Genomic DNA, 25,528 nt, shown 5'->3' on the forward strand with positions numbered 1-25,528 from the left:
TTAGCGCGTTGCGCACAGCGGTTTTTCATGCAACGCGAATTATTCAGGAAAAAGTAATTCCGGTTTTTACGAAAATTATTTCGCGTATTGATTAAATGAAAGTAAGCCCGGCTCGCCGGGCAGTACACCCGAATATAAAAAACACACCCTCTGTATTTTACAGGGCATGGTGAGCGGCCTCGCTATGCCTTAATTCTGGAGACAGAACGTTATGGATATTTCTGTAACTGCTGCAAAACCGGGGCGTCGTCGTTATCTGACGCTGGCGATGATCTTTATTACCGTGGTGATTTGTTATGTCGACCGCGCCAATTTAGCCGTGGCGTCGGCGCATATTCAGGAAGAGTTTGGCATCAGCAAAGCGGAAATGGGCTACGTCTTTTCCGCCTTCGCCTGGCTCTATACGCTCTGCCAGATCCCCGGCGGCTGGTTTCTCGACCGCATGGGCTCGCGCCTGACCTACTTCATCGCCATTTTCGGCTGGTCGGTCGCGACGCTATTCCAGGGCTTCGCCACCGGGCTGCTCTCGCTCATCGGCCTGCGCGCCATCACCGGCGTGTTTGAGGCCCCCGCGTTCCCGACCAACAACCGCATGGTGACCAGCTGGTTCCCGGAGCACGAGCGCGCGTCTGCGGTCGGGTTTTATACCTCCGGCCAGTTCGTCGGGCTCGCGTTTCTCACGCCGCTGCTCATCTGGATCCAGGAGCTTTTAAGCTGGCACTGGGTGTTTATCGTCACCGGTGGGATCGGGATTATCTGGTCGCTCGTCTGGTTTAAGGTTTACCAGCCGCCGCGGCTCACCAAAGGCATCAGCCAGGCGGAGCTGGATTACATCCGCGACGGCGGCGGCCTGGTGGACGGCGACGCGCCCGTTGCGAAAGCCGAGCGCCAGCCGCTCTCCCGCGCCGACTGGAAGCTGGTGTTTCATCGCAAACTGATTGGGGTTTATCTCGGCCAGTTTGCGGTCACCTCCACGCTCTGGTTCTTCCTGACCTGGTTCCCGAACTATCTCACCCAGGAGAAAGGCATCACGGCGCTGAAAGCGGGCTTTATGACGACCGTGCCGTTCCTCGCCGCGTTCTTTGGCGTGCTGCTCTCCGGCTGGCTGGCGGACAAACTGGTGAAAAAAGGGTTTTCACTGGGCGCGGCACGTAAAACGCCGATTATCTGCGGCTTGCTGATTTCCACCTGCATTATGGGCGCGAACTACACCAACGATCCGACATGGATTGTGGTGCTGATGGCGCTCGCGTTCTTCGGTAACGGCTTTGCGTCGATCACCTGGTCGCTGGTCTCGTCGCTGGCCCCGATGCGCCTGATTGGCCTTACCGGCGGCATGTTTAACTTTGTCGGCGGGCTGGGCGGCATCACGGTGCCGCTGGTGATTGGTTATCTGGCGCAGGATTACGGCTTCGGCCCGGCGCTGGTGTACATCTCGGTCGTGGCGCTTATTGGCGCGCTCTCTTACATCCTGCTGGTCGGGGAGGTGAAACGCGTCGGCTAAGGCCGTGATGGAAGGCAGGGATGCCTGCGACGGAATGCGCAGATAACGCGCCGCCGGTCACCGGCGCGCGTTACGTATCAACGTATAACAACCATAAAACTGCCGGGGTTGCCACGGCAGGAAAGAGGGTTCTGCTATGCATACCGATCTGTACTCGACCACCCTGCGGCAGCTCAACGCGAAGATAATTCCGTTTATCATCATCTGCTACTTTGTCGCGAACCTCGATAAAACCAACATTTCCATCGCGGCGCTGCAAATGAACGCCGATCTCGGTCTGAGCGCCAGTATGTATGGCCTCGGCGTCGGGATGTTCTACATCTCCTACATCATTTTTGAAATTCCGAGCAATGTCATCATGACGAAGGTGGGTGCCCGCGTCTGGATAGCGCGCATCATGATCACCTGGGGCATCGTCAGCGCCGGGATGTCGCTGGTGCAGACGCCAACGCAGCTCTACGTCATGCGCTTTTTGCTCGGCATGGCGGAGGCGGGCTTTACGCCGGGCATCATCTATTACATCTCCTGCTGGTTCCCGAAGAGTAACCGCGCGCGGGCGATGTCGTTCTTTTACATGGGCTCGGTGATGGCGTCGATTATCGGCCTGCCGATCTCCGGCTCTATTCTGAATATGCACGGCCTCGCGGATATCGCAGGCTGGCGCTGGTTGTTCGCCATCGAGGGCGTGCCGGCGGTGGTGCTCGGCATCATGGTGCTCTGGCGGCTGCCGCAGACGCCGGATCACGCCCCGTGGCTGTCGGCAGAACAAAAAGGCTGGCTGAAGGCGCAGCTGGCGCGCGACAACGCGGGTGTGGAAGTGGGTAAAAACCACAGCTGGCTGAGCGCGCTGAAAAACAAAACCGTGCTGTTGCTGAGCCTGGTCTGGTTCCTCCAGGCGTTTGGCTCTATCGGCATTACGCTGTTTCTGCCGCTCATTATTAAGAGCATGGCGAGCGATCAGAGCAACATCGTGGTGAGTCTGCTCTCCGCCGTGCCGTTTATCGCCGCCTGCCTGTTTATGTATCTCAACGGCCGCCACTCCGACACCACGCATGAGCGCTCCTGGCATCTCGGCCTGCCGCTGATCCTCTCCGGTGTGTCGCTGGCCATCGCTGTCTGGTCCAGCAACCTGCTGGTGGCCTACGGGCTACTGGTGCTGACGGTCGGTTTTAACTTCGCCCTCACGCCGATTTTCTGGGCGGTCACGACCGAAAAACTGGCGGGTGTGGCCGCTGCCGCCTCTATCGCCTTTATTAATACCGTGGCGAATTTCGTCGGGCTTGGCCTGCCGCCGGTGCTCGGCAAAATCAAAGACGCGACGGACAGCTACCACTACGGGCTGCTGATTGTGGCCGTGGCGCTGATCCTGGGCGGCATTATTGGCGTGCTGGTCTCGCGCCCGGCGCGCCCTGGCGTGGCTGAGCCGTCCGCTTCACTTAAACAGGAGTCCCGATGAAACCGATGGTGCTGAAACACGCGTATCTGCCGGATGCGCTCACGGCGGAACTGCGCGAGCGCTACGATCTGCGTGAGTTTTCGCAGATGTCTGACGCTGACTTCGGGGCGATTGCAGGCGACATCACGGCGCTGGTCACCAACGGCGAAGCGGTGGTCACTGGTGAGTTTATCGCGCGGCTGCCGGCGCTTTCGTTGATTGCGGTTTTCGGCGTCGGTTATGACGGCGTGGACGTGGCGGCGGCGCGCGAGCGCGGCATCGCCGTCACCCATACGCCGGGTGTGCTGACGGATGACGTGGCCGATCTCGCCATCGGTCTGATGCTCGCCACGTCGCGCCGTATCGTCGCCGCGCAGAAGTTTATCGAACAGGGCGGCTGGCAGCAGGGCGGTTTTACGTGGTCGCGGAAAGTCTCCGGCGCGCGGCTCGGTATTTTCGGCATGGGGCGCATCGGGCAGGCCATCGCCCGCCGCGCGCAGGCGTTTGATATGGAGATCCGTTACACCGGCCGCCAGCCGCACAGCGCGCTGCCGTACCGCTTTGTGCCGGGTTTAGCGCAGCTCGCGCGGGAGAGCGATTTCCTGATGCTCTGCGCGCCGGGTGGCGATGCGACGCGCGGCGTGGTCAATGCGGCCGTGCTGGAGGCGCTCGGCCCGCAGGGGATTCTGATTAACGTCGCGCGCGGCAGCGTGGTGGACGAAACGGCGCTGATTGCGGCGCTGGAGAGCGGCAAGATTGCCGGTGCCGGGCTGGATGTTTTCACGGATGAGCCGAACGTGCCCGCGCCGCTACAGCAGCGCGACAACGTCGTCATCACGCCGCATATGGCGAGCGCCACGTGGGAGACGCGGCGCGAAATGTCGCGGCTGGTGCTGGAGAATATCAACGCCTGGTGTGCGGGCGAGCCGCTGATTACGCCGGTTCCCTGATAGGCTTTTTCCACGGAATCTTTTACCCTGAGGCCCTCTTTGGCTTCAGGGTTTTCTCTTGATGAAACAGCTCACCTTCGCCCCGCGTCACCATCAGCTCACCAATATTAACGTCTGGACGCCTGACAGCCAGTGGCTGGCGTTTGATGTGCGCCCGTCCGGCGCGTCGTTTACCGGCAAAACCATTGAGCGCGTCAATGTCGGGACCGGCGAGGTGGAGGTTATCTATCGCGCCCCGGAAGGCGCGCACGTCGGCGTGGTGACGGTGAGCCCGGTGGCGGAGCAGTATGTTTTTATTCACGGCCCGGAGAACCCGGACGACACCTGGCGCTACGATTTTCATCACCGCCGCGGCCTGGTGGTGGAAAACGGCGCGGCAGAGAATCTCGACGCGATGGATATCACGCCGCCGTTCACGCCCGGCGCGCTGCGCGGCGGCAGCCATGTGCATGTGTTCAGCCCGGACGGCGCGTGGCTGAGCTTTACCTATAACGACCACGTCCTGCATGAGCGCGATCCAGCGCTTGATTTGCGTAACGTCGGCGTGGCGCTGCCGTTCGGCCCTGTCACGCCGCCCTGCACGCACCCGCGCGAATACGCAGGCAGCCGCTGGTGCGCGTTGGTGAGCCGCACCACACCTGCGCCGCGCCCCGGCAGCGATGAGATCAACCGTGCGTATGAAGAGGGCTGGGTCGGGCTTGACGGTTTTCAGAAAGCGGACGGCACGCGGCAGCGGCGCGCGCTGGCGTTTATCGGCGATACGCTGACGCAGGCAGGCGTGAAAGCGCCTGAGCTGTTTATCGTGAATTTACCGGAAGAGGAAGCCGCGTGGAAAACGCCTGGCGACGCGCCGCTCGAAGGCACGCCAGACGCCATGCCTGCGCCGCCTGCAGGCGTTATGCAGCGCCGCCTGACGTTCACGCACGATCGCCGCTATCCGGGGCTTGCCACCACGCCGCGCCACTGGGTGCGCAGCAATCCGCAGGGTACGGAAATCGCGTTTTTGATGAACGATGATAACGGCGTGGCGCAGTTGTGGCTCATTGCGCCTGCGGGCGGCGAGCCGCGTCAGGTGACGCGGGGCGCACAGGGCGTGGCGTCGGCGTTTAGCTGGCATCCGTCGGGCGAGGCTATCGGGTTTATGCAGGGCAACCGGATTGTGCTTTGCGATATCAACACGGGCAAGATAACGCCGCTCACGCCACCGCAGACGGCGGCAATTTCCGCCGATGCTGTAGTGATCTCGCCGGATGGAAAACGCATCGCCTGGATGCAGGAGACAGACGGTTTCCGCCAAATCTGGATGACGGAAACCGGAAGATAATCAGGGCGCGGGAGGGATCACGGCGTTAATGGCGAAGGACTTCTTTTCGCTCTCTTCCACCCGCGATTTCACCGATTTATCGGTACGGAAGGCGTCCCACGGGATAAGCAGCGTATCCACAACCGCCGTAAAGGGGAGATCGAGCGCCACCAGCGGCTTCAGCCCCCAGCTGGTGTCGTCATCGGCGAGCATCGTCGCGCTGGCGCGCGTGCCGGGATAATATCCCTGCTCGCCGCCGCCGGTATGCGACATCACGCTGGAACAGCCGCCGAGTAGCAACGCGCTACTACAAAAAATCACTTTCCCGAGAGTATTGTTCATTTTCATTCTTCTGTTATGTCGTCGCATCGCAGGCGTCAGTCATGAGATATAACGCCCCTGAATCAGAATGAATAGCGCGCCTTTGCCGTCCTGTGGCAGCGCTCGCAGTTTAGCATTAGATGCTGTTATCCCCAGTCTACGCAAAGAAATGTAAATCGACAAAAAAAGGCCGATTTCAGCCCTTGAAAAGCGTCGGGCCGCACCCATTTTTGGATCGTGGTCGCAGGGAGGATGCCGAACGGGCCTTCCGCCACAGCCGCCTGTCCTTTGAGGAGGGCGATGTTAAACCTCGCTGATTTCAGGAGTATGTATGCGTAACTTCGATTTATCCCCGCTTTATCGTTCCGCCATCGGTTTTGACCGTCTTTTCAACCTGCTTGAGAACAACCAGAGCCAGAGCAACGGCGGCTACCCTCCGTACAACGTCGAGCTGGTAGACGAAAACCACTACCGTATCGCCATTGCCGTGGCAGGCTTTGCAGAAAGCGAGCTGGAGATCACCGCCCAGGACAACCTGCTGGTGGTGAAAGGCTCTCACGCGCCGGATCAGAAAGAGCGTACCTACCTGTATCAGGGTATCGCCGAGCGCAACTTCGAGCGCAAATTCCAGCTGGCCGAGAATATCTTCGTGCGTGGCGCAAATCTGGTGAACGGCCTGCTCTACATTGAGCTTGAGCGCGTGATCCCGGAAGCCAAAAAACCGCGCCGTATCGAAATCGGTAACTAATTTCGCCGGGTCGCCGTGGCGGCCCACCTTTGATGTTCCGTGCTCGCCGAACGGGAGCACAGCCAGTCAACGCACTGGCGTTTTCACTCGCTTCAAAGAAGGAGAGATACTATGCGTAACTATGATTTATCCCCGTTTTTCCGTCAGTGGATCGGTTTTGACAAACTGGCCAACGCGCTGATGAACACCGCTGAAAGCCAGAGCTTCCCGCCCTATAACATCGAAAAAAGCGACGATAACCACTATCGCATTACCCTTGCGTTAGCCGGTTTCCGTCAGGAAGATCTGGAGATTGAGCTGGAAAATACCGTGCTGCGCGTGAAAGGCACGCCGGTGAAACCGGAAAACGAACCGAAATGGCTCCATCAGGGGCTGGTTATTCAGCCCTTCAGCCTGAGCTTCACGCTGGCTGAACATATGGAAGTCTCCGGCGCGACCTTCACCAACGGGCTGCTGCACATCGATCTGGTGCGCAACATCCCTGAAGCGCTGGCCCCGCAGCGTATCGCCATTGGCCAGCCGCGCGCGCAGGATGACGAGCGCGTCATTGAGGGCGAACGCCCGGCGCTGAGCCACAGCGAAACCGAAAACCAGTAACGGCATAGAATAAAAAGGCCCTCGCAGCGGGGCCTTTTTTTACGCATGCCCGTCCGGTCATCATAATACTGGCGGGCGAACGCGATGCAGGTGGTAATCCACCTGATAGTCGCTGGTATTGCGAAACATCACTGAATAATTAAGGAATTCGCCGCTATCGCTGTAAGAGAGTGACGTAATGCGTAGCAGCGGCGTCTGCTCCTGCACGTTCATCACTGCCGCCAGCTGTTTATCCGCCAGCACCGGCGTCAGGCTTTCATAGTTGCCGCTGATGGTAATGCCGCACTCCTTCTCGATGTAATCGAACTTCGAGCCTTCCAGATGCGCCAGCGACAGGGTGCGAAAGAGCTTCACCGGCATATAGCTGTCTTCCAGCATTAGCGGTTTCCCCTCGACATAACGCACCCGGCGCGAAAAGTAGATGCGCTCGTTTATCTGGATGCGCAACTGGCTGGCGATGGCGGGCGGCGCGGGCATCACTTCAAACTGCAGCACCTTGCTGTGCACTTCTTTCCCTTGCTGACGCAGCACTTCCACCAGCCCGGTCAGGTTCGTGGTTTCGTGATGTACATCTTTACGCGCCACATAGGTGCCGCTGCCGTGGCGGCGCACCACCAGCCCCCGGTCCACCAGTAAATCGACCGCTTTGCGAATCGTCATCCGCGCCACGCCAAACTCCTGCGCCAGCGCTTTCTCGCCAGGCAGTGGGCTGCCGATGTGGTAGTCCGAGGAATTCAGGCGCAGACGCAGCCTTTCGGCAATGGATTTGTAGATCACCCGTAGACCTCTTTACGCCTGTTAACCGGGAGATGGGCCCCGGAGATGTCCAGATTTAACAAGGAAAGTAGACCTGAGTGTGCAAATTAAAACCATGAATGCGATCACGGAACGCAGCGGCGCGCCATGTTCACGCCGCGGTTACTTTTTATGCTCGCTTCAGGCCACCAGAAAACAATTAAGGCCTCAAACCCTACAGGTTGTTACATGAGGATTTAAAAATGCTCAGTCAAATACAACGATTTGGCGGTGCCATGTTTACCCCGGTGTTGTTATTTCCTTTCGCCGGGATGGTCGTCGGCATTGCCATCATGCTGCAAAATCCGCTGTTTGTGGGCGAGGCATTCACCGCGCCCGATAATCTCTTCGCGCAGATCGTTCACATTATTGAAGAGGGCGGCTGGGCGGTGTTTCGCAATATGCCGCTGATTTTCGCCGTCGGCTTACCGATTGGCCTCGCCCGTGAGGCGCAGGGCCGCGCCTGCCTGGCTGTACTGATTAGCTTTCTGACCTGGAACTATTTCATTAACGCGATGGGAATGACCTGGGGTCACTTCTTTGGCGTTAATTTCGCCGCCGACCCGGTCGCAGGCAGCGGCTTGACGCTGATTGCCGGCATTAAAACGCTCGATACCAGCATTATCGGCGCGATTGTTATCTCCGGGATCGTCACGGCCATCCATAACCGCTACTACGAAAAATCGTTACCGGTCTTCCTTGGTATTTTTCAGGGCACCTCGTTTGTGGTGATTATCGCGTTCCTGGTGATGATCCCCTGCGCCTGGCTCACGCTGCTGGGCTGGCCGAAAGTGCAGATGGGCATTGAGTCCTTGCAGGCGTTTTTACGCTCCGCCGGCGCGCTCGGCGTCTGGGTTTATACCTTCCTTGAGCGCATTTTGATCCCGACTGGGCTGCACCATTTTGTCTACGGCCCGTTTATCTTCGGCCCGGCGGCGGTGGAAGGCGGCATTCAGGTGTACTGGGCGCAGCATCTTCAGGAATTCAGCCAGAGCACGGCACCGCTCAAATCGCTGTTCCCGGAAGGTGGCTTTGCGCTGCATGGCAACTCGAAAGTGTTCGGCTCAGTGGGCATCGCGCTGGCTATCTGGTACACCGCCGCGCCGGAAAACCGCGTCAAAGTGGCGGGGCTGTTGATCCCGGCGACGTTAACGGCGGTGCTGGTGGGGATCACCGAGCCGCTGGAGTTCACTTTCCTGTTTATCTCTCCGCTGCTGTTCGCGGTACATGCGGTGCTGGCGGCCACCATGGCGACGCTGATGTATATCTTCGGCGTGGTGGGCAACATGGGCGGCGGCCTGCTTGACCAGTTCCTGCCGCAGAACTGGATACCCATGTTCCACAACCATTCCGGCATGATTTTTACCCAGATTGGCATCGGCTGCGGGTTTACCGCGCTCTACTTCATCGTCTTCAGGACGCTTATCCTGCGCTTTGACCTCAAAACGCCAGGCCGCGCCGAGAGCGACATCAAGCTCTACAGCAAAGCCGATTACCGCGCCGCGCGCGGGCAGACCACGGCGGCCGCGCACTCCGCTGCCGGTCAGGCCGCGGGTTTCCTTCAGGCGCTTGGCGGCGCGGAGAATATCGAAAGCATCAATAACTGCGCCACCCGGTTGCGCATCACGCTCATCGATATGGCGAAAACCCAGAGCGATGACGTCTTTAAAGCCCTTGGCGCCCACGGCGTGGTGCGTCGCGGCAACGGCATTCAGGTGATTGTCGGTCTGCACGTTCCACAGGTGCGCGACCAGCTGGAATCGCTGATGAAAACCCCTTCCAAGAACCCACTATCCCCCATGACGGAGGCTGTATCATGAAAAAATTCTCAGTTGTCATCGCAGGCGGCGGCAGCACCTTTACACCCGGCATTGTTCTGATGCTGCTGGCTAACCGCGACCGCTTTCCGCTGCGCGCGCTGAAGTTCTATGACAACGACGGCGCGCGTCAGGAAATCATCGCCGAAGCGTGCAAAATCCTGCTGAAAGAGCAGGCACCGGAGATTGAGTTTACCTACACCACGGACCCGCAAACGGCTTTTACCGACGTGGATTTTGTGATGGCGCATATTCGCGTTGGCAAATATCCGATGCGCGAAAAAGATGAAAAAATCCCGCTGCGCCACGGCGTGCTCGGCCAGGAAACCTGCGGCCCGGGCGGAATAGCCTACGGGATGCGCTCTATCGGCGGCGTGCTGGAGCTGGTGGATTATATGGAGCAATACTCGCCGAACGCGTGGATGCTGAACTACTCCAACCCGGCGGCGATTGTGGCGGAAGCCACCCGCCGCCTGCGCCCGAACGCCAGAATTCTTAACATCTGTGATATGCCGATTGGCATCGAAGGGCGGATGGCGAAAATCGTCGGCCTGAACAGTCGCAAAGAGATGCGCGTGCGCTACTACGGCCTTAACCACTTTGGCTGGTGGACATCAATTGAAGATCTGGAGGGCAACGATCTGATGCCGCGTCTGCGCGAATACGTGGCGAAGCATGGCTATGTGCCGCCCTCAGAAGACGCGCATACCGAAGCGAGCTGGAACGACACCTTCGCGAAAGCGAAAGACGTGCAGGCGCTGGACCCCGACACCATGCCGAACACCTACCTGAAATACTATCTCTTCCCGGATTACGTCGTGGCGCATTCCAACCCGGCGCACACCCGCGCCAACGAAGTGATGGAGCACCGCGAAAAACAGGTCTTTGACGCCTGCCGCGCCATTATCACCGCGGGCCACTCCTCGGCGGGCGAGCTGGAAATCGACGAACACGCCTCCTATATCGTCGATCTGGCGACCGCTATCGCTTTCAACACCCAGGCGCGGATGCTGCTGATTGTGCCGAACAACGGCGCTATCCATAACTTTGATGCCGATGCGATGGTCGAGATCCCGTGTCTGGTGGGTAAAAACGGGCCGGAGCCGCTGACAGTCGGCGATATTCCGCACTTCCAGAAAGGGCTGATGAGCCAGCAGGTGGCGGTGGAAAAACTGGTGGTGGACGCCTGGGAGCAGCGCTCATACCAGAAACTGTGGCAGGCGATTACGCTGTCGAAAACCGTTCCGAGCGCGTCGGTCGCGAAAGCGATTCTCGACGATCTCATTGAGGCCAACAAAGACTACTGGCCGAAGCTGCACTAACGTTACGCCCCGCCTTTTCGACCGGCATCGTCATGGTGCCGGTCGCACCGCCTGCGCTCCTCTGTGACGCCCGTTTTACGTTATGCTGAGGCGAGCACAGGTAAAACAGGGAGCCGTCATGAAAATTTCCCGTCTCGGCGAGGCGCCGGACTATCGCTTTTCACTAGCCAATGAACGCACGTTTCTGGCGTGGGTGCGCACCGCGCTGGGGTTTCTGGCGGCGGGTGTCGGGCTTGATCAGCTCGCGCCGGATTTCGCCACGCCGGTAGTGCGCGAGGCGGTGTCGCTGCTGCTCTGCTTTTTTGCGGGGGCGCTCGCCATTTACGGCTACCTGCGCTGGCTGCGCAACGAAAAGGCGATGCGCCTGAAAGCGGCGCTGCCCTATACCCGCATGCTGGCGTTTATCAGCGGCGTGCTGGTCGTGGTGGCGCTGGCGGTGATGCTGGTGGTGTTTTATGCCGGGTAACCCGCGCGATCCGGGGCTGCAACCAGAGCGCACGTCGCTTGCGTGGGTGCGCACGCTGCTCGGCTACGGCGCGCTGCTGGCGCTGGCGCTGCGCCACGCGTGGACTCACGCCGGCCTGCTTATCTGGCTGGCGCTGGGGGGCGTTGCGGCCGTGGCCGGGCTGATTTACGTCTATGCCCGTCAGCGTCGTCTGATTACGCTGGTACACGAGGATTTTTCCGCACCCGGCCAGGTGCGGGCGAAACTGGCGATTGCGCTGGCCGTCTGCGCGCTGGCACTGCTCTTTGTGGTGACGCATCTCCATGCGCTGATAGCGTTGCTTGCCGAATAACACATCCGCAGACTACCCGGCCTGCGCGGATCCGTGCTACATATTCCAGATTCCTGTTCCCGATACGGTCGCTATGAAAACGCTGCTCCCTCTCGCTTTTCTGCTGCTCTTTACCTCCGCGCATGCCGCGCCGCCCGCAGGCGCCAGCGAGCCGCTCTCGGCCCAGCGCTACAGCGCGCAGCTTGGCGTCGGCATGGACGTTGACTGGGCGCGCACCGAGCGCGGCATCCGTGAGTTCGATCCGCTGGCGGTACGCGATTTTCAACAGCGCGGCATTCGCCATGTGCGGGTGCGGGTGGCGGGCGACGCCACCGAGGAGCGGCTCATCCATTTGCGCAAAATCGTCGAAGCCTGCGAGCGCTACGACATCATCCCGATTATTTCCTACCAGGCCGATGCGTTTAAGGCGGACCCGAGCGCGCAGAACGCGGCGAAAGTCGCGGCCTGGTGGAGCACGGTGGCGAACTATTTCGGCAGCGAGCATCCGCTACTCGGGTTTGATCTGATTTACGAGCCTGCCGACAAGCTCAATCACAACCCGCAGCAGCTCAACCGGCTGTATGGCGACGTGATCAAAACCATTCACCATATTGATGCGCAACGGATGATTTTCATTGCGCCGCGTTTTCGCGCCGTGCCGGAAGATCTCTCCATACTGAAACTGCCGCCCCAGAGCAGCCACTATGTGCTGGCGCAGTGGCACATTTTCCCGTGGGGACCGCTGCGCGCGAACGGCAAATACCCGTGGACTTCCGGCACGTCGGCGGAAAAAGCGGCGATTCGCGAGCGCATTAACAGCGCCCGCCGCTGGCAGCAGAAAACCGGTCATGTCAGTTGGGTTGGCGGCTGGTCGGCAGCGCAGACGGTGAAAACCACGCCGTCGGCGGCGACGCTCGCCTTCGCCAGTTTTATGGCCTGCGAGCTGAAAAAGGCGGGCATTCCGTATGCGCTCAATGCCGCGAATGAGTTTTACGATGGGGAAGAGGGCGCGTGGCGGCCTGTGCAGGCCGCCCTGCTTGACGCAATGATGAACCCGACCTGCGCTGTGGAGCGCGCGTCGGGGCACGAGCACGTTAAATCGTCTGTTCCGGCATCCGCGCACGGTGCGCCAGCGGCAGCCAGCACGCCAGCATCAGCACACCCATCGCCGTCATCAGCATCCCGAGGCTAAACTGCCCGTTCTGCGGCAGCAGCGCGGATGACCACGCGAGCAGCCCGGAACCGCAGTTCTGCAGCCCACCCACCAGCGCGCCGGCGGTGCCCGCCAGGAACGGAAACGGCTCCATCGCGCCGCTGGTGGCAAGCGGAAACAGCATCCCGGCACCGAAGAAAAAGAGCGCGGCGGGGATAAGCAGCGTCCAGACATTCATGATGCCAAGCCACCCCGGCAGCCACATCAGCACGCCTGCCGCGAGGCAGCTCAGCACCGCCTGCCACATCAGCGTGGTGAAGCGCTTATGCGTGCGTCCCGCAAACCAGGCACCGAAGAACGCCGCCGGAATCGGCAGAATAAACAGCACGCTCACCGCGAGACTACTCAGCCCAAGCCCCGCGCCCATCAGCACGCCGGAGCAGGCTTCAAACACCGCGACGCCCGCGAGGGCGGCAACCAGCATAATCAGATAACAGTTAAAGCTGGCGGTGCCGAACAGCAGTTTATAGCTCGCGAGCAGGCGAGGGCGCTGTGCCTGCACCGGACGGGTTTCCGGCATCCAGCGGAACATACAAAATGTCACCACGAGGGCAAGCGTGAGCAGAAACGCGAAGCAGGCGCGCCAGCCCCACAGCGTGTCCAGCAGGCCGCCGAGCAGCGGGGCCACCAGCGGGCTGACCAGAATCCCCATGTTCAGCAGGCTATTGGCGTGACGCAGCGCCGGGCCTTCATAGAGATCGCGCGGCAGGGTTCGCGCCATCACGCCGCCAACACCGGTGCCCATCCCCTGTAAACAGCCCGCGGCGATCAGCACCGGCAGGCTTTGCGCCTCCAGCGCGACGAGTGTTGCCAGGATAAAAATGGCCAGGCCCACGAGGATCACCGGGCGACGCCCAACGCGGTCGGAAATCGGCCCGTAAATCAGTTGTGACACGCCGTAGGTGAGCAGATACGCCGCCATCACGCTCTGTACTGCGCCTTCACGCACGTTCATCTCAAGCGCGATATCGGCGATAGCCGGGATATAAATCGTCTGCGCCATCTGCCCGACGGCGACAAGCAGAATCAACATCATTAACAAATGACGGTTAGCCAACATTCTCATCATGATTATTCGATATGCACAGGTGAACGAAACAGGATATATCTCTGTATGGATATTAAATGCGAGAGAAATATACCGCATACGTGGGGATTATCCAGTCAACTGTCATGTCGTCATGAAACAGGGCAGGCAGCTTTTACGGACACTCAACGGAAAGATTTATTGCCACGGTGAATGATGCCACGGCGCATGGCCGCGGCTTGCCTCAGGCCACAGAGGGCAGCGTCAACCGGTGGGTAATGTGCGGGTGGTTCATTGGCAGAAATCCTGCCTGTAAATAAAAGCTGAAGGCAGATTCCGGCGCGCGGATATTGAGGTAATCAAACGTGTTATGGGCGTGATGAGCAAGCGTCGCCAGCAGTTGATTGCCGACGCCAACGCGGCGTACCGCATGGCTGACGTAAAGATGGCGCACCCGTCCGGCACGCGGATGATTATCGAACGGGCAGCGATTCAGCCCGCCGACACCGACCAGCGCGTCGCCAAGAAACGCGCCGAGCAGTCGTTCGCCGGGGGCGGAGAACGCATTGCTGCCGTCCATCCAGTGGACGGCGAGCCGGTCCAGCATCGCAAAGCCGAGCGCCTGACTCTCTTCACGCAGCCGGTCAAAATCGATGCCGACCGGAGTGAGTGGCCTGATGGTGATGATTCCTGACATCGTTCCCTCCTGGGGATGTACCGTGTTAAAGAGGGGCGGTTGCCCGCCCCTCTTTGGTGCGGCCTGAACCTGAGTTACCGAAGGAACTTCAGGACAGCATCAAGCAGTTGCAGGACTGCAACAATGAGTTTCAGGATAAGGATAAACAAATCCACTCCGCTCATACGCGTCTCCTCTGGTAAAGGAGCACCAACTGGCGTACCTCTCCGCTGCCTGTTGCCAGTTGTTTTGTTGGCGTAACACAGTGTGCTCTCTCGGGGTTAAGGCACTGACGGCACCACCCGTTTCAGCCAGGACTCTTTATTGCGCCCGTTTAAATGCGGCCCCGTATCGCACGCTGTGACAGCAACATCATTATAGATAAACACTGTATAAATGAACAGTGTTTTCTGGACAAGAAAGGGAGAGCTGGACCATACTGATGAAAAGCCACTGCTGCGCCGCGCGCCAATTGCGGGTGCGCGTATTTGATCGTATAGTTACAGGGTTGACGTAACACAGTGTGCTTTGCGGCTACCACCCGCAACAGTAGCTGAAAAAACCTCGCCTCCGGCGGGGTTTTTTGTTTTCGTACCCGCCCTGCGCGTGATAAGCCAAATCTTTTCCTGACCCTGCCGTAATAATCACGGTGAATAATATTCACATCGGTAGCCAACAGGCAGAGTAAAAAAGCGACATGCACGATATATTTTGCACTGTTTGTAAGGAAAATCTTATGACAAAAAAGTGCAATCAACTGCGTTTATGCTTTCCTGGCAAATAGGCTTTTTATGAACCCTAAATGCGTTAGCACTATTTGCTGTCATCATTATTTAAAAAAATTTTACTTAAGATCTTGCAGTGTCTTTTTTAGCATGAAATTACGCACCCACTAAATATGGTAGCTCACTATATTCACGCCTTCTTAATAATGCCTTTTCAGATTAATCTTAATGGATGCCCGCTCCGCATTATCCTGCCCCTTTACTCCGTTAACGCGTTACGTTTTCTCGTTAGTAGTTCTTTTAAATCAAACGCTTAACATTATAAAGGCAAATAGCTATTGCTGATGGTATTTACTCTTTTCCGGATTATTTCTTGCACCAAAGGGCGGAAAATTCCTAAAAATGCGCTATTGAGTTAATCAGGCAGTCGTTTTCACCGAAATGCCCGCCAGACCTGGTGTTGAATTGTCATGAGGGTTATGTAGAATTTTCCCGCTCTGCCTCAGAAATATGCGTAAAACGTCCGGGTTTACTTCAGTAAAGCCCGTGCGGTAGCTATCTCTGAAGAAAATGAAATTCCTTCACCGAAATGGCATAATCTTCCCTGGCAATGACAAACTTTTAGTCATAGCCTGAATCCAGAAGCCGTTATTTCTTTGTATACAGAATATATTTGCAACGGAAACCATCGATGAATATGCGAATCGTATTAGCCCTGCTGTTTGTGTTAGGCGTAGCTGGTTGTAAAGCGCCGCCTCCTGCCGTTACGGATGACACTATCGTGACCAGTGTGGTTAATGGCGTCACGCTCACCCACCGCCACGCGGTGACTCCGCCAAAAGAGTTCGAGCCTGTTAACGAAGAGTACCGCGCGATGTACCCGGCGTCGGTCATGACCCGCCCGGATTTCGGCGGCAAAGTGGTTCGTCAGCTCGAAACCGGCAAAACCTATAATGTACTGGGCCAGGTTGAAGGCCATTGGCTGGCCATCGCCGATCAGGGTGAAGAGCAACTGATTGGTTATGTTCCGCTGCGCGCGGCAGTGAAAAGTGAGCTTTATGAAACTACCGTTCGTAAAGAGATCCCGAAACTGCGCCGTAAAGCCGCCAAAGCCAACTGCGTGACGGTGGATGGCAACAGCAAAGCCTGTAAAAACACCAAAAGCGGAACCTGGGTTATCGATTAATCCTGCTTCAATGAGCCACACCTCATGAAAAACCGTACCGTTTTACGCCAGGGCTTCCTGGCGTTTTTGATTGCCGCTCTCACCTTACTGAGCGGCTGTTTATCGTCTTCACGCAGCGTTCCTTCCCAGTACAGCCTGCATTTTCAGGCTCACCCGCAAATTAATAATTCCGCCCCGCTAAAAGTCCGGGTGCTGCTTTTGAAATCAGACGCCGACTTTATGTCTGCGGATTTCTTTTCGCTGCAAAACAATGCTCAGACCGTGCTGGGAGCCAACCTGCTCAACAGCGACGAGTTCTTCCTGATGCCGGGCCAGCTGAACAAAACCCTCAGCGGCCAGAGCTCGCTTGACGCGCGCTACATCGGCGTGATGGCGGAATATCAGGCGCTCGACGGCAAAAAATGGCGAATCTCGCTCCCGCTGCCCGCCCCCAGTGACTCCAGCATTTATAAATTCTGGAAATGGTCATCCGACGAACTTGAGGCAAAAGTGTTTCTTGACGTCAATGGGATCCGCGTCATCAACGAATAATCAGCGCCCTTACAGGACACCAGTATGAACAAAGCAGAAAAAGTGGTCTGGACCGAAGGGATGTTCCTGCGTCCGCACCACTTCCAGCGCGCGGAAAGTTTTCTGCAACACCACATCCGCGAATGGGGTTCGTTGCAGCGTCCGTATCTCTGGGGATTTCTCGATCTGGAATTTGACGAGGCGATGCTGCGTCAGGGACGCGTGGCGCTGAGCTACGCCAGCGGCCTGCTGCCGGACGGCACGCCGTTCTCTTTCCGCGACGCCCGCCACGGCCCGGCGCCGCTCGCCATTCCCGACAACCTCACGCACGAGCGCGTGGTGCTGGCGCTGCCCGCCCGCCGCGCCGGACGTGAAGAAGTGATTTTCAGCGAGGCGGCCGATTCGCTCGCCCGCTACGCCACCTTTGAAGAAGAAGTGGAAGACGACAACGCGCTGTCGGTCGGCGCGGCGACGGTACAGTTTGGCCGCCTGCGTCTCAAGCTGATGCTGGAGAGCGAACTGACCGCCGAGTGGACGGCCATTGGCGTCGCGCAGGTGATTGAAAAGCGCAACGACAACCAGGTGCGCCTCGATACCAGCTACATTCCGCCGATGCTTAACGCCATCAACAGCGGGCAACTCTACAGCATGCTCAACGATCTGCATGGTCTGCTCGGTCAGCGCAGCCAGCAAATCAGCCAGCGTCTGCGCCAGCCGGGGCGGTTTAACACCTCGGAGATGGTGGAGTTCATGCTGCTGTCGCTGATTAACCATCATCTCGGCCACGTCACGCATTTAAAAACGCTGCCGCTGCTCCACCCGGAAACCCTGTGGCGTGACTGGCTGGCGTTCGCCTGCGAACTCACCACCTGGACGGCGCAGCGCGCGCCGGAGACGACGCTGCCGGTCTATGACCACGACAACCTGGCGGGCTGCTTTGGCAAACTGACGCTGATGCTGCGCCAGGGTCTGTCGCTGGTAATGGAAGAGAGCGCCATTCAGCTGCCGCTCACCGAGCGTTCGCACGGGCTCAACGTCGCCACCGTGCCGGAAAGCAACATGGTGCGCGAGTTCGGTTTCGTGCTGGCGGTCAAAGCCAACGTGCCGGGCGAGGCGCTGCAAACGCACTTCCCGGCGCAGATGAAAGTCGCGCCGGTCACCAAAATTCGCGATCTGGTGCAGCTGCAGTTGCCGGGTATGGTGCTGCGCGCCATGCCGGTTGCGCCGCCGCAGATCCCGTGGCATGCCGGCTACAGCTATTTCGAACTGGAAAAGGGCGGCGAACTCTGGAAAGAGATGGAGAAATCCGGCGCGTTTGCGCTGCATCTCGCTGGTGAATTCCCGGGCCTTGATATGGAGTTTTGGGCCATTCGCAGTACGAATGAATAACACGACGAGCGCTCACTATGGAACCACAAGCCACCGGCAGCGATGCCATTCTTTCCGGCGCCAGCAGTAATAATCCGCTGGTCGCGGCGGCTAACCCGCTGCTTAACGCGATCCCGCAGATTCGTCATTCTGTATCGCATGAAGATCAGGCCGGGCTGCGCCAGCGCCTAATCGACGAGATCCGCCGCTTTGAAGTGCGCTGCCAGCAGGCGGCGCTGCCTTACGAAGTGATCGTCGGCGCGCGCTACTGCCTGTGTACGGCGCTTGATGAAGCGGCTGCGCTCACGCCGTGGGGCAGCCGTGGCGTCTGGTCCGGCAGCGGCCTGCTCGTGACGTTCCACAATGAAACCTGGGGCGGCGAGAAATTCTTCCAGCTTCTGGCGCGGCTGTCGCAAAACCCGCGCGAGCACATCTTTCTGCTGGAGATGATCAACTACTGCCTGCTGCTCGGCTTTGAAGGGCGCTATCGCGTCATGGATAACGGGCGCACGCAGCTTGAAACCATCAAACAGCGCCTGTGGCAGATGATCCGCAGCGTGCGCGGCAGCTACCCGCCGCCGCTCTCGCCGCACCCGGAAGATCAACCGGTGCTGCGTAAACTCTGGCGTCCGGTGGTGCCGCTGTGGGCCTGCGTGGCGCTGGCCGGTTTCCTGGCGTGCCTGTTCTTTATCATTCTCAACTGGCGGCTTGGCGATAACACCAGCCCGGTGCTGGCGAAGATTTACCAGACGCCGCTGCCGGAAGTCACCGTTCAGCAGCCTGCGCGTGAAGTGGCGCCGGTGCTTAACCTGCGCGGTTTCCTGCGTCCGGAAATTGAAGCGGGCCTGGTGGCGGTGCGCGACGAAGCCGACCGCAGCGTAGTGATTCTGAAAGGCGACGGCCTGTTTGCTTCCGCCTCAACGGTCGTACGTGGCCGTTATGAACCGGTTATCGACCGCGTGGCGCAGGCGATGAACAACGTCAGCGGCAAAATCCTCGTGGTGGGCTACAGCGACAACGTGCCTATCCGCAGCGCGCGTTTCGCCTCGAACTACGAGCTGTCGCTCGCGCGCGCCGAATCGGTACAGAAAATGCTCCAGGCGCACCTCGCCGACCCGAACCGCGTTAAAGCGCAGGGCCGCGGCGAGATGGACCCTATCGCTCCGAACAATACGCCGGAAAACCGCGCCCGCAACCGCCGTGTCGAGATAACGCTGCTGGTGTCGCCGGATAACACACTGGCCGAGCTGAACGGATTGCCGCAAGGAAACTAGGATGCTGAATATTCTCCTTTCAATAGTGACCAACCGCATCTTGTGGGGGTTCATGGGCGTTACCGCGCTGTCGGCGGTCGTCTGGATGATCGGGCCATTGCTGTCCATCGTCGACAGCCGCCCGCTGGAGTCGGAAACCAACCGTATCATCAGCATTGCGCTTATCTACCTGATTTGGGTTCATAGCCACATCGTGCCGCGGCTCTACAACGCCTGGCTGAACCGCAAGCTGATGGACAAACTCAACGAAGGCAAGCCTGCGGAAGAGGGCGGGAGCGACGTTAAGCGCCTCGGCAATGACGATAAAGTGCTGGCGGACCGCTTTGACGAAGCCGCGCAGATCCTTAAAAAAGCGCACTTCAACGCGCCGGGCCAGCGCGGCCAGTGGACGCAGCGCTTCAGCACGCAGTATCTCTATCAGCTTCCGTGGTATGTGATTATCGGCGCGCCGGGTTCCGGTAAGACGACGGCGCTGGTCAACTCCGGCCTGCAATTCCCGCTCGCCGATCGCTTTGGTAAAACGGCGCTGCGCGGCATTGGCGGCACCCGCAACTGCGACTGGTGGTTCACCAACGAAGCGGTGCTGCTCGATACCGCAGGCCGTTACACCACGCAGGAGAGCGAACAGGCGCAGGACGCCGGTGAATGGCTAAGCTTTGTCGATCTGCTGCGTAAATACCGCCGCCGCCAGCCGATTAACGGCGTCATTATCACCATCAGCGTTTCTGATCTGCTGACCCAGTCGCCGGAAGCGACGCAACAGCAGGCCGTCAACCTGCGCCAGCGTCTGGCGGAGCTGCATGAGCAGCTCGGTATCCGCTTCCCGGTTTATGTGCTGGTGACCAAAGCGGACCTGCTGAAAGGCTTTCGTTCTTACTTTGGTCGCTTTGATAAAGCGCAGCGCGAACAGATCTGGGGCTTCACCTTCCCATGGGATCGCTCAAAACAGGCCGATTTTGACCTCCTGGGCGCGTTCACCCAGGAGTTCGCGCTGCTTCAGCAGCGTCTCGACGCCGGCCTGCCGGATACGCTGCTTGCCGAAAGCGACCCGAAAGCGCGCGCCGAGTGTTATCTGTTCCCGCAGGAGTTCGCGGCGCTGCGTCCGCTGCTCGCGGATTACCTCAGCACCGTTTTCGCCCGTTCCAACTTTGAAACCGAATTCTCGCCGCGCGGGATTTATCTCGCGAGCGGCACCCAGGAAGGGCTGCCGTTTGACCGCGTGATGGGCGAACTCAACCGCGCGCTGTCGCTGCCGTCCGGCGGCAAAGAGGGCGACAACTGGGATTCGGTGAGCAAAGAAGCGCCGATCCCCGGCGGTAAAGGGCAAAGCTTCTTTATTAAAAACCTGCTGCAAAACGTGATTTTCCAGGAAGCGGGCATCGCCGGGCAGAACCGCTGGTGGGAGCTGCGCAACCGCGCGGTGCTGTGGTCTGGCTATGCGGCGTTGATAGCGCTCTTAGTGGTGCTGGGCGGTCTGTGGCTCACCAGCTATGGCAACAACAAAGACTATCTGGCGGAAGTGAACGATAAAGTGCCGGGCGTCGAGCGCCAGAGTAAAGCGCTGCAAACCACCGCCGGGCGCGATCTCTTCAGCATGCTGCCGTTCTTTAACAGCCTGGTCGATCTGCCGAAGAGTAAAGAATTTGACCTGAACTCGCCGCCGGTGACGTACCGCATGGGGCTTTATCGCGGCGATGACGTCAACGACGCTTCGCAGGCGCTCTACCAGAAAGCGCTGCAGGAGATGCTGATGCCTGCCGTGGCGCAGCTCATCACCGGCTGGGTGCGTAACGACAACGGCAGCGACGTGGAATACAGCTACGAAGCGCTGAAAGCGTACCAGATGCTCTACCAGCCGAAGCACTACGACGGCAAATTCCTGCACTCCTGGGTAATGCTCAACCTTGAGCGCAACCTGCCGCAGAACGTCACCCAGGCACAGCTTAACCAGCTCGAATGGCATCTGACGCAACTGCTGGAGCCGCAGATCCAGACCTCGCCGTACGCCAAAGATGAGTCGCTGATCAGCCGCCAGCAGGCGATGATCAACCAGAAACCGCTGTCGCTGCGCGTCTATGGCCGCCTCAAGCGGTTGCTGGAGCGCGATGAAAACTTAAAAGCGGTGTCGCTCGCCACGCTGGGCGGCCCGCAGAGCGAGCTGGTGTTTTCGCGTAAAAGCGGCAAGCCGGTGAGCGATGGCGTGCCGGGGCTCTACACCCCGAAAGGCTACTGGGAAAGTTTCAACGGCCAGATTGATACGGTCACCGCCTCGCTGCATGACGACGACACCTGGGTGCTGGGCCTGACCACCGCGCAGGAAGATAAAACGCAGACGGACAACGCGGTGCGCCAGCTCTATATGCGCGACTTTATCAGCCAGTGGGACAGCTACCTGGCGGATATTCAGCTTAACAACAGCGCCGACCTGAACCAGCGCATCAACACGGCCCGCGTGCTTTCCAGCAGCAACTCGCCGCTGCGCCGTCTGGTGATGAACTTAAGCCAGGTGCTGACGCTCTCCCGCGCCGAGCCGCAGGCGGGCGAAGGGGAAGCGAAAGAGCAGGGCAACCGCGCGACCCGCACGCTGGAGGCACTCTTCAGCGACCGCGAAAGCGGGGCGACTACCGCCGCCGCCGCGCCGCAAACGCCGGAACAAGTGGTGACCGATCACTACGCGCCCATCATCGAACTGGCGCAGCCGCTGGAGAAAGGCGGCAAAACCATCGTGTTTGATGACTTTATCAAGCAGATCGATGAGCTCTACCGCTACCTGACCGCCGTACAGGACGCCGCCAACAGCGGTATGCCACCGCCGGGCGGCGAAGCCATCAGCCGTTTACAGGCGAGCGCCGGGCGTCTGCCGGGCGGGCTGCAAAATATGTTCAGCCGCATGGCGGTAGGGGCGAGCAGCGACACCCAGCAGCGTGAACTGGAAAACGTCCGCAAGCGTATCAGCGTGGAAGTCGGCAGCTTCTGCCGCCAGGCGATCGCGGGCCGTTACCCGCTGGTGCGCTCCGCCAGCAGCGAAGTGACGCCGGACGATCTGGCGCGCATGTTCGCGCCGGGCACCGGTCTGATGGACAGCTTCTTTCGCGATAACCTGACGAATAAAGTCGATACCACCCAGCAGCGCTGGCGCTTTACGCCAGGCATCGACGGCAAAACGCTGCCGGGCAGCGAAGGGGTGCTGCGTCCGTTCCAGCAGGCGCAATACATTCGCGACGCGTTCTTCGCCAACGGCGCGACCACGCCGTCTTATCGCGTGACGGTGCGCACCGTGCGGATGGATAACGACATTCTGACGCTGTCGCTCGACGTTGACGGCCAGCTTCTGCGTTACAGCCACGGCCCGCAGGCGGTGCAGCTGATGAGCTGGCCGGGCAGCGGCGGCACCAATCAGGTGCGTATGCAGCTCGGGCTTGCCAACGGCACCACCTCGACGCTGGTGACCAACGGCGCGTGGGCGCTGAACCGCTTTTTCGATCGCGCCCGCATTGCGCCGGGTGCAGGAAGCCTGAGCCGCCAGGCGACGTTTTCGGTTGACGGACACAGCGTGACGCTGGAATTCACGCCGAACAGTATCCGCAACCCATTCCAGCTCCCTGGCTTCGCATGCCCTTAACCGCAAGGAACGGATAATGAGTCATTACCCTGCGATTAGCTGGTACGGGAAACTGCCCAGTGCCGGCGACTTTCTCCAGCGCCGTTTTCCCGATGCCCTGCAACGCCAGTGGTCGCACTGGTTTCAGGTAGGGCTGTTGAACTGGCAGAAAGAGGATGAACAGCGCGAGACGGGCAACCGGCAGTTTGCCAGCGCGCCGGTCTGGAATTTCGTGGTGCCGCCGATGCTCGGCAGTCAGCAGGTGCAGATGGGCTGCCTGATGCCGGGCCGCGACAGCGTAGGGCGTCAGTATCCGCTCGTCGCGACGGTGGCGTTCAGCCCCGCCGAGTGGACGCCGCAGCATCTGGCGATGGCCGAAGAGTGGTATCAGCAGCTTGGCCGCGTCCTGCATCACGCGGTGCGCAACGCTTTTTCCGCCGAGCAGCTCGACCAGGCGGTGCTGGCCATTCCGTCGCCTGCGCTGCCGGCACCGGAGAATCGATCGGAAATTCTGGATGTGATTGGTTATCAGGAGACGCCGGTAACGCTGAGCTGGCGTCAGGCGGCGGAGTGCTTCGACCCGCAGCGCCAGACCAGCTTCTGGTGGACCAACCGCAGCGACGGTTATCCGCTCTACACCCATGTACACAGCGGCAATTTTACCGGACAGCTCTTTTCGCTGTTGTTTGATCCGGCGGGCGGTGCGCGTCCGGGTCGCCACGGGCTCTACCCGCCCATGTTCGAATAAGGCAGTTCGATGGATATTGAAACCCTTCTTACTCCGGTGAGCCCGGAGCAGCCGTGCGGCGACAACCTGGAGTACGACGCCGATTACCAGGCAATGGAACAGGCAAGCCAGGGCAAGGCGGAACAGCAGTTCGGCGACACCATTATTCCGGCAGAGCCGGCGGACTGGACTAAAGTTGAAAAGCTGGCCCTGTCGTTGCTTGAGCGCACCAAAGATCTGCGCGTCATGCTGGCGCTGACCCACGCATGGACCAAACGCCGCGGCCTGCCGGGCTATGCCGACGGGCTGCTGCTGATTCAGGAAGCGCTGACGCGCTACTGGGAGCCGCTTTATCCGCTGCTGGAAGAGTACGGCGAAAAAGATCCGTTCTACCGAATTAACGCGCTGGCGGGGCTTGGTGATAAATCCTCCCTGACCAGCACGCTGCGCACCGCGACGCTGCTGCGCAGCAACGGCGACGAAATTACGCTGCGCGACGCGCAGTCGTTGCTCGACAACAGCAAAAGCGAATGTCCGGGTTATCCGGGCGGCCGCCCGCGGCTGGTGGATGAACTCGCGCGCGGCGGCCTGCCGGGCATCGAGGCGATAGTCCAGATCCACGCGCGACTGGAAGCGATTCGCACCATTCTCGTCAGCCATCTCGGTGAGAGCGGCGTGCCGGAGATGGAGCAGCTCCAGAAGCTGACGAGCATTGTGGCGCTGGCCTGCCAGAGCGGCGAAACCCAGGCGCCGCAGGAGTTACAAGACCCGGACGTGCAGGCGGAGAATGCGCCTGCCGCCACGACGACCAGCGCCCCGGCGCGGGTAGTTGAAACCGACTGGCGCAACGTGCAACTGCAAACGCGCGACGACGCCCAGTTAATGCTTGAGAAAGTGAAGCAATATTTTGCCCGGCACGAGCCGAGCCACCCCGCGCCGCTGATGATTGAGCGCGTGCAGCGACTGATTGAAATGAATTTCATGGATCTTATTCGCGACCTGGCGCCCGACAGTGTGCATCAGGTGGAAAACATTTTCGGACGCCGCGAGTAACGGCGTTCCCCTTTACGGCGGCAGGCATGAGGCCCGCTGCCTGAATTTCACCGCGCATCTTCGATGGAGAACATCATGCCAATGAGTAACAGTGGGCAGAAATTTATCGCCCGTAACCGCGCGCCGCGCGTGCAGATCGAGTACGACGTGGAAATCTACGGTGCGGAACGCAAAATTCAGCTTCCGTTTGTAATGGGCGTGTTTGCCGACCTGGTCGGGAAGCCGGTCGATCCGCAGCCTGCGGTGGACGAACGTAAATTCCTTGAAATTGATATCGACAACTTCGACGAGCGTATGAAAGCGCTCAAGCCGCGCGTGGCGTTCCAGGTGGACAACACCCTGACCGGCGAAGGCAAACTGAACATCGATCTCACTTTCGACAGCATGGACGACTTCCTGCCGGACGCCGTCGCGCGTAAGGTCGAGCCGCTGAACAAGCTGCTGGAAGCCCGTACTCAGCTCTCTAACCTGCTGACCTACATGGACGGTAAAAACGGTGCCGAAGAGCTTATCGCGAAAGTGCTTCAGGACCCGACGCTGCTCAAATCGCTGAGCCAGATGCCGAAAGATGACGATGGCACCAAAGGTAACGAGGAGTAA

The 25,528-nt window shown here is 59.4% G+C and carries 24 protein-coding genes; 19 read left to right on the forward strand and 5 right to left on the reverse strand.

What is annotated here, in order from left to right:
- The first annotated feature begins 211 nt into the window (after positions 1 to 211).
- The 4 genes from G6041_RS16835 (at position 212) to G6041_RS16850 (ending at position 5,213) form a co-directional block, all read left to right on the forward strand.
- Positions 212 to 1,504, forward strand: coding sequence for an MFS transporter (locus G6041_RS16835; RefSeq protein ID WP_004385990.1), 1,293 nt, complete (start codon positions 212 to 214; stop codon positions 1,502 to 1,504).
- A gap of 136 nt (positions 1,505 to 1,640) precedes the next feature.
- Positions 1,641 to 2,960: an MFS transporter gene (locus G6041_RS16840; RefSeq protein WP_012126174.1), complete on the forward strand. Its 1,320-nt coding sequence runs from the start codon at positions 1,641 to 1,643 to the stop codon at positions 2,958 to 2,960.
- Positions 2,957 to 3,889 carry a 2-hydroxyacid dehydrogenase gene (locus G6041_RS16845; protein WP_012126173.1) on the forward strand — a complete coding sequence of 311 codons (933 nt, stop codon included), beginning with the start codon at positions 2,957 to 2,959 and terminating at the stop codon, positions 3,887 to 3,889. Before G6041_RS16840 ends, G6041_RS16845 begins: the two co-directional genes overlap by 4 nt.
- A gap of 61 nt (positions 3,890 to 3,950) precedes the next feature.
- Positions 3,951 to 5,213, forward strand: coding sequence for a DUF3748 domain-containing protein (locus G6041_RS16850; RefSeq protein ID WP_012126172.1), 1,263 nt, complete (start codon positions 3,951 to 3,953; stop codon positions 5,211 to 5,213).
- Here G6041_RS16850 and G6041_RS16855 read toward each other — a convergent pair whose 3' ends face one another.
- Complete coding sequence (locus G6041_RS16855; RefSeq protein WP_004385986.1) at positions 5,214 to 5,540, reverse strand: YceK/YidQ family lipoprotein; 327 nt, start codon at positions 5,538 to 5,540, stop codon at positions 5,214 to 5,216.
- A 304-nt stretch (positions 5,541 to 5,844) separates the two neighbouring features.
- On the opposite strand from G6041_RS16855, the gene ibpA reads away from it, so the two are divergent.
- Positions 5,845 to 6,261 (forward strand): small heat shock chaperone IbpA, encoded by a 417-nt coding sequence (gene ibpA / locus G6041_RS16860; RefSeq protein ID WP_004385985.1) that lies wholly within the window; start codon positions 5,845 to 5,847, stop codon positions 6,259 to 6,261.
- Positions 6,262 to 6,372: 111 nt separating this feature from the next.
- Positions 6,373 to 6,858 (forward strand): small heat shock chaperone IbpB, encoded by a 486-nt coding sequence (ibpB, locus tag G6041_RS16865; RefSeq protein ID WP_007765888.1) that lies wholly within the window; start codon positions 6,373 to 6,375, stop codon positions 6,856 to 6,858.
- Positions 6,859 to 6,918: 60 nt separating this feature from the next.
- On the opposite strand, the gene G6041_RS16870 is transcribed toward ibpB, so the two are convergent.
- Positions 6,919 to 7,635: a GntR family transcriptional regulator gene (locus G6041_RS16870; protein WP_012126170.1), complete on the reverse strand. Its 717-nt coding sequence runs from the start codon at positions 7,633 to 7,635 to the stop codon at positions 6,919 to 6,921.
- A gap of 221 nt (positions 7,636 to 7,856) precedes the next feature.
- Between G6041_RS16870 and G6041_RS16875 the strand changes: the two genes are divergently transcribed.
- The 5 genes from G6041_RS16875 (at position 7,857) to G6041_RS16895 (ending at position 12,760) form a co-directional block, all read left to right on the forward strand.
- Positions 7,857 to 9,473 carry an alpha-glucoside-specific PTS transporter subunit IIBC gene (locus tag G6041_RS16875; RefSeq protein WP_012126169.1) on the forward strand — a complete coding sequence of 539 codons (1,617 nt, stop codon included), beginning with the start codon at positions 7,857 to 7,859 and terminating at the stop codon, positions 9,471 to 9,473.
- Positions 9,470 to 10,792 carry a 6-phospho-alpha-glucosidase gene (locus G6041_RS16880; protein WP_007779762.1) on the forward strand — a complete coding sequence of 441 codons (1,323 nt, stop codon included), beginning with the start codon at positions 9,470 to 9,472 and terminating at the stop codon, positions 10,790 to 10,792. Before G6041_RS16875 ends, G6041_RS16880 begins: the two co-directional genes overlap by 4 nt.
- A 118-nt stretch (positions 10,793 to 10,910) precedes the next feature.
- Entirely contained in the window at positions 10,911 to 11,258 is a 348-nt protein-coding gene (locus tag G6041_RS16885) for a YidH family protein (protein ID WP_007703818.1), read from the forward strand.
- Complete coding sequence (locus tag G6041_RS16890; protein WP_004385978.1) at positions 11,248 to 11,589, forward strand: DUF202 domain-containing protein; 342 nt, start codon at positions 11,248 to 11,250, stop codon at positions 11,587 to 11,589. Before G6041_RS16885 ends, G6041_RS16890 begins: the two co-directional genes overlap by 11 nt.
- A gap of 73 nt (positions 11,590 to 11,662) precedes the next feature.
- Positions 11,663 to 12,760: a cellulase family glycosylhydrolase gene (locus G6041_RS16895; protein ID WP_012126166.1), complete on the forward strand. Its 1,098-nt coding sequence runs from the start codon at positions 11,663 to 11,665 to the stop codon at positions 12,758 to 12,760.
- Here G6041_RS16895 and emrD read toward each other — a convergent pair.
- From emrD to tisB, 3 genes are all read right to left on the reverse strand, one after another.
- Positions 12,663 to 13,841 carry a multidrug efflux MFS transporter EmrD gene (emrD, locus tag G6041_RS16900; protein ID WP_032988550.1) on the reverse strand — a complete coding sequence of 393 codons (1,179 nt, stop codon included), beginning with the start codon at positions 13,839 to 13,841 and terminating at the stop codon, positions 12,663 to 12,665. The genes G6041_RS16895 and emrD overlap by 98 nt on opposite strands.
- A gap of 211 nt (positions 13,842 to 14,052) precedes the next feature.
- Positions 14,053 to 14,505 carry a GNAT family N-acetyltransferase gene (locus G6041_RS16905; protein ID WP_012126164.1) on the reverse strand — a complete coding sequence of 151 codons (453 nt, stop codon included), beginning with the start codon at positions 14,503 to 14,505 and terminating at the stop codon, positions 14,053 to 14,055.
- A 74-nt stretch (positions 14,506 to 14,579) separates the two neighbouring features.
- Positions 14,580 to 14,669, reverse strand: coding sequence for a type I toxin-antitoxin system toxin TisB (tisB, locus tag G6041_RS21625; RefSeq protein WP_032803729.1), 90 nt, complete (start codon positions 14,667 to 14,669; stop codon positions 14,580 to 14,582).
- 1,231 nt (positions 14,670 to 15,900) lie between these two features.
- Between tisB and G6041_RS16915 the strand changes: the two genes are divergently transcribed.
- The 8 genes from G6041_RS16915 to tssB all read left to right on the forward strand — a co-directional run bounded on the left by G6041_RS16915 (position 15,901) and on the right by tssB (position 25,528).
- Complete coding sequence (locus G6041_RS16915; protein WP_004385974.1) at positions 15,901 to 16,395, forward strand: hypothetical protein; 495 nt, start codon at positions 15,901 to 15,903, stop codon at positions 16,393 to 16,395.
- Positions 16,396 to 16,419: 24 nt separating this feature from the next.
- The gene (gene tssJ / locus G6041_RS16920; protein WP_004385973.1) at positions 16,420 to 16,926 is read left to right on the forward strand and encodes a type VI secretion system lipoprotein TssJ; all 507 of its coding nucleotides are present in this window, start codon (positions 16,420 to 16,422) and stop codon (positions 16,924 to 16,926) included.
- Positions 16,927 to 16,950: 24 nt separating this feature from the next.
- Positions 16,951 to 18,294 carry a type VI secretion system baseplate subunit TssK gene (tssK, locus tag G6041_RS16925; protein WP_004385972.1) on the forward strand — a complete coding sequence of 448 codons (1,344 nt, stop codon included), beginning with the start codon at positions 16,951 to 16,953 and terminating at the stop codon, positions 18,292 to 18,294.
- Positions 18,295 to 18,311: 17 nt separating this feature from the next.
- Positions 18,312 to 19,547 carry a DotU family type VI secretion system protein gene (locus tag G6041_RS16930; protein ID WP_004385971.1) on the forward strand — a complete coding sequence of 412 codons (1,236 nt, stop codon included), beginning with the start codon at positions 18,312 to 18,314 and terminating at the stop codon, positions 19,545 to 19,547.
- Between the two features lies 1 nt (position 19,548).
- Positions 19,549 to 23,169, forward strand: coding sequence for a type VI secretion system membrane subunit TssM (tssM, locus tag G6041_RS16935; protein ID WP_012126163.1), 3,621 nt, complete (start codon positions 19,549 to 19,551; stop codon positions 23,167 to 23,169).
- A 16-nt stretch (positions 23,170 to 23,185) separates the two neighbouring features.
- Positions 23,186 to 23,896 carry a type VI secretion system-associated protein TagF gene (gene tagF / locus G6041_RS16940; protein WP_004385967.1) on the forward strand — a complete coding sequence of 237 codons (711 nt, stop codon included), beginning with the start codon at positions 23,186 to 23,188 and terminating at the stop codon, positions 23,894 to 23,896.
- A 9-nt stretch (positions 23,897 to 23,905) separates the two neighbouring features.
- Positions 23,906 to 24,928, forward strand: coding sequence for a type VI secretion system protein TssA (gene tssA / locus G6041_RS16945; protein ID WP_012126162.1), 1,023 nt, complete (start codon positions 23,906 to 23,908; stop codon positions 24,926 to 24,928).
- A gap of 75 nt (positions 24,929 to 25,003) precedes the next feature.
- Positions 25,004 to 25,528, forward strand: a complete 525-nt coding sequence (gene tssB, locus G6041_RS16950) for a type VI secretion system contractile sheath small subunit (RefSeq protein WP_007853510.1) — start codon at positions 25,004 to 25,006, stop codon at positions 25,526 to 25,528.

The sequence above is a fragment of the Cronobacter sp. HA18003 genome, assembly GCF_011605905.1.
GTDB classification, from domain to species: Bacteria; Pseudomonadota; Gammaproteobacteria; order Enterobacterales; family Enterobacteriaceae; genus Cronobacter; species Cronobacter sakazakii.

Excerpts from the sequence above, each read along its gene's own strand:
- G6041_RS16835 (WP_004385990.1), top strand. The coding sequence starts at position 212 with ATGGATATTTCTGTAACTGCTGCAAAACCGGGGCGTCGTCGTTATCTG.
- G6041_RS16840 (WP_012126174.1), top strand. The coding sequence starts at position 1,641 with ATGCATACCGATCTGTACTCGACCACCCTGCGGCAGCTCAACGCGAAG.
- G6041_RS16845 (WP_012126173.1), top strand. The coding sequence starts at position 2,957 with ATGAAACCGATGGTGCTGAAACACGCGTATCTGCCGGATGCGCTCACG.
- G6041_RS16850 (WP_012126172.1), top strand. The coding sequence starts at position 3,951 with ATGAAACAGCTCACCTTCGCCCCGCGTCACCATCAGCTCACCAATATT.
- G6041_RS16855 (WP_004385986.1), bottom strand. The coding sequence starts at position 5,540 with ATGAAAATGAACAATACTCTCGGGAAAGTGATTTTTTGTAGTAGCGCG.
- ibpA (WP_004385985.1), top strand. The coding sequence starts at position 5,845 with ATGCGTAACTTCGATTTATCCCCGCTTTATCGTTCCGCCATCGGTTTT.
- ibpB (WP_007765888.1), top strand. The coding sequence starts at position 6,373 with ATGCGTAACTATGATTTATCCCCGTTTTTCCGTCAGTGGATCGGTTTT.
- G6041_RS16875 (WP_012126169.1), top strand. The coding sequence starts at position 7,857 with ATGCTCAGTCAAATACAACGATTTGGCGGTGCCATGTTTACCCCGGTG.
- G6041_RS16880 (WP_007779762.1), top strand. The coding sequence starts at position 9,470 with ATGAAAAAATTCTCAGTTGTCATCGCAGGCGGCGGCAGCACCTTTACA.
- G6041_RS16885 (WP_007703818.1), top strand. The coding sequence starts at position 10,911 with ATGAAAATTTCCCGTCTCGGCGAGGCGCCGGACTATCGCTTTTCACTA.
- G6041_RS16890 (WP_004385978.1), top strand. The coding sequence starts at position 11,248 with ATGCCGGGTAACCCGCGCGATCCGGGGCTGCAACCAGAGCGCACGTCG.
- G6041_RS16895 (WP_012126166.1), top strand. The coding sequence starts at position 11,663 with ATGAAAACGCTGCTCCCTCTCGCTTTTCTGCTGCTCTTTACCTCCGCG.
- emrD (WP_032988550.1), bottom strand. The coding sequence starts at position 13,841 with ATGTTGGCTAACCGTCATTTGTTAATGATGTTGATTCTGCTTGTCGCC.
- G6041_RS16905 (WP_012126164.1), bottom strand. The coding sequence starts at position 14,505 with ATGTCAGGAATCATCACCATCAGGCCACTCACTCCGGTCGGCATCGAT.
- tisB (WP_032803729.1), bottom strand. The coding sequence starts at position 14,669 with ATGAGCGGAGTGGATTTGTTTATCCTTATCCTGAAACTCATTGTTGCA.
- G6041_RS16915 (WP_004385974.1), top strand. The coding sequence starts at position 15,901 with ATGAATATGCGAATCGTATTAGCCCTGCTGTTTGTGTTAGGCGTAGCT.
- tssJ (WP_004385973.1), top strand. The coding sequence starts at position 16,420 with ATGAAAAACCGTACCGTTTTACGCCAGGGCTTCCTGGCGTTTTTGATT.
- tssK (WP_004385972.1), top strand. The coding sequence starts at position 16,951 with ATGAACAAAGCAGAAAAAGTGGTCTGGACCGAAGGGATGTTCCTGCGT.
- G6041_RS16930 (WP_004385971.1), top strand. The coding sequence starts at position 18,312 with ATGGAACCACAAGCCACCGGCAGCGATGCCATTCTTTCCGGCGCCAGC.
- tssM (WP_012126163.1), top strand. The coding sequence starts at position 19,549 with ATGCTGAATATTCTCCTTTCAATAGTGACCAACCGCATCTTGTGGGGG.
- tagF (WP_004385967.1), top strand. The coding sequence starts at position 23,186 with ATGAGTCATTACCCTGCGATTAGCTGGTACGGGAAACTGCCCAGTGCC.
- tssA (WP_012126162.1), top strand. The coding sequence starts at position 23,906 with ATGGATATTGAAACCCTTCTTACTCCGGTGAGCCCGGAGCAGCCGTGC.
- tssB (WP_007853510.1), top strand. The coding sequence starts at position 25,004 with ATGCCAATGAGTAACAGTGGGCAGAAATTTATCGCCCGTAACCGCGCG.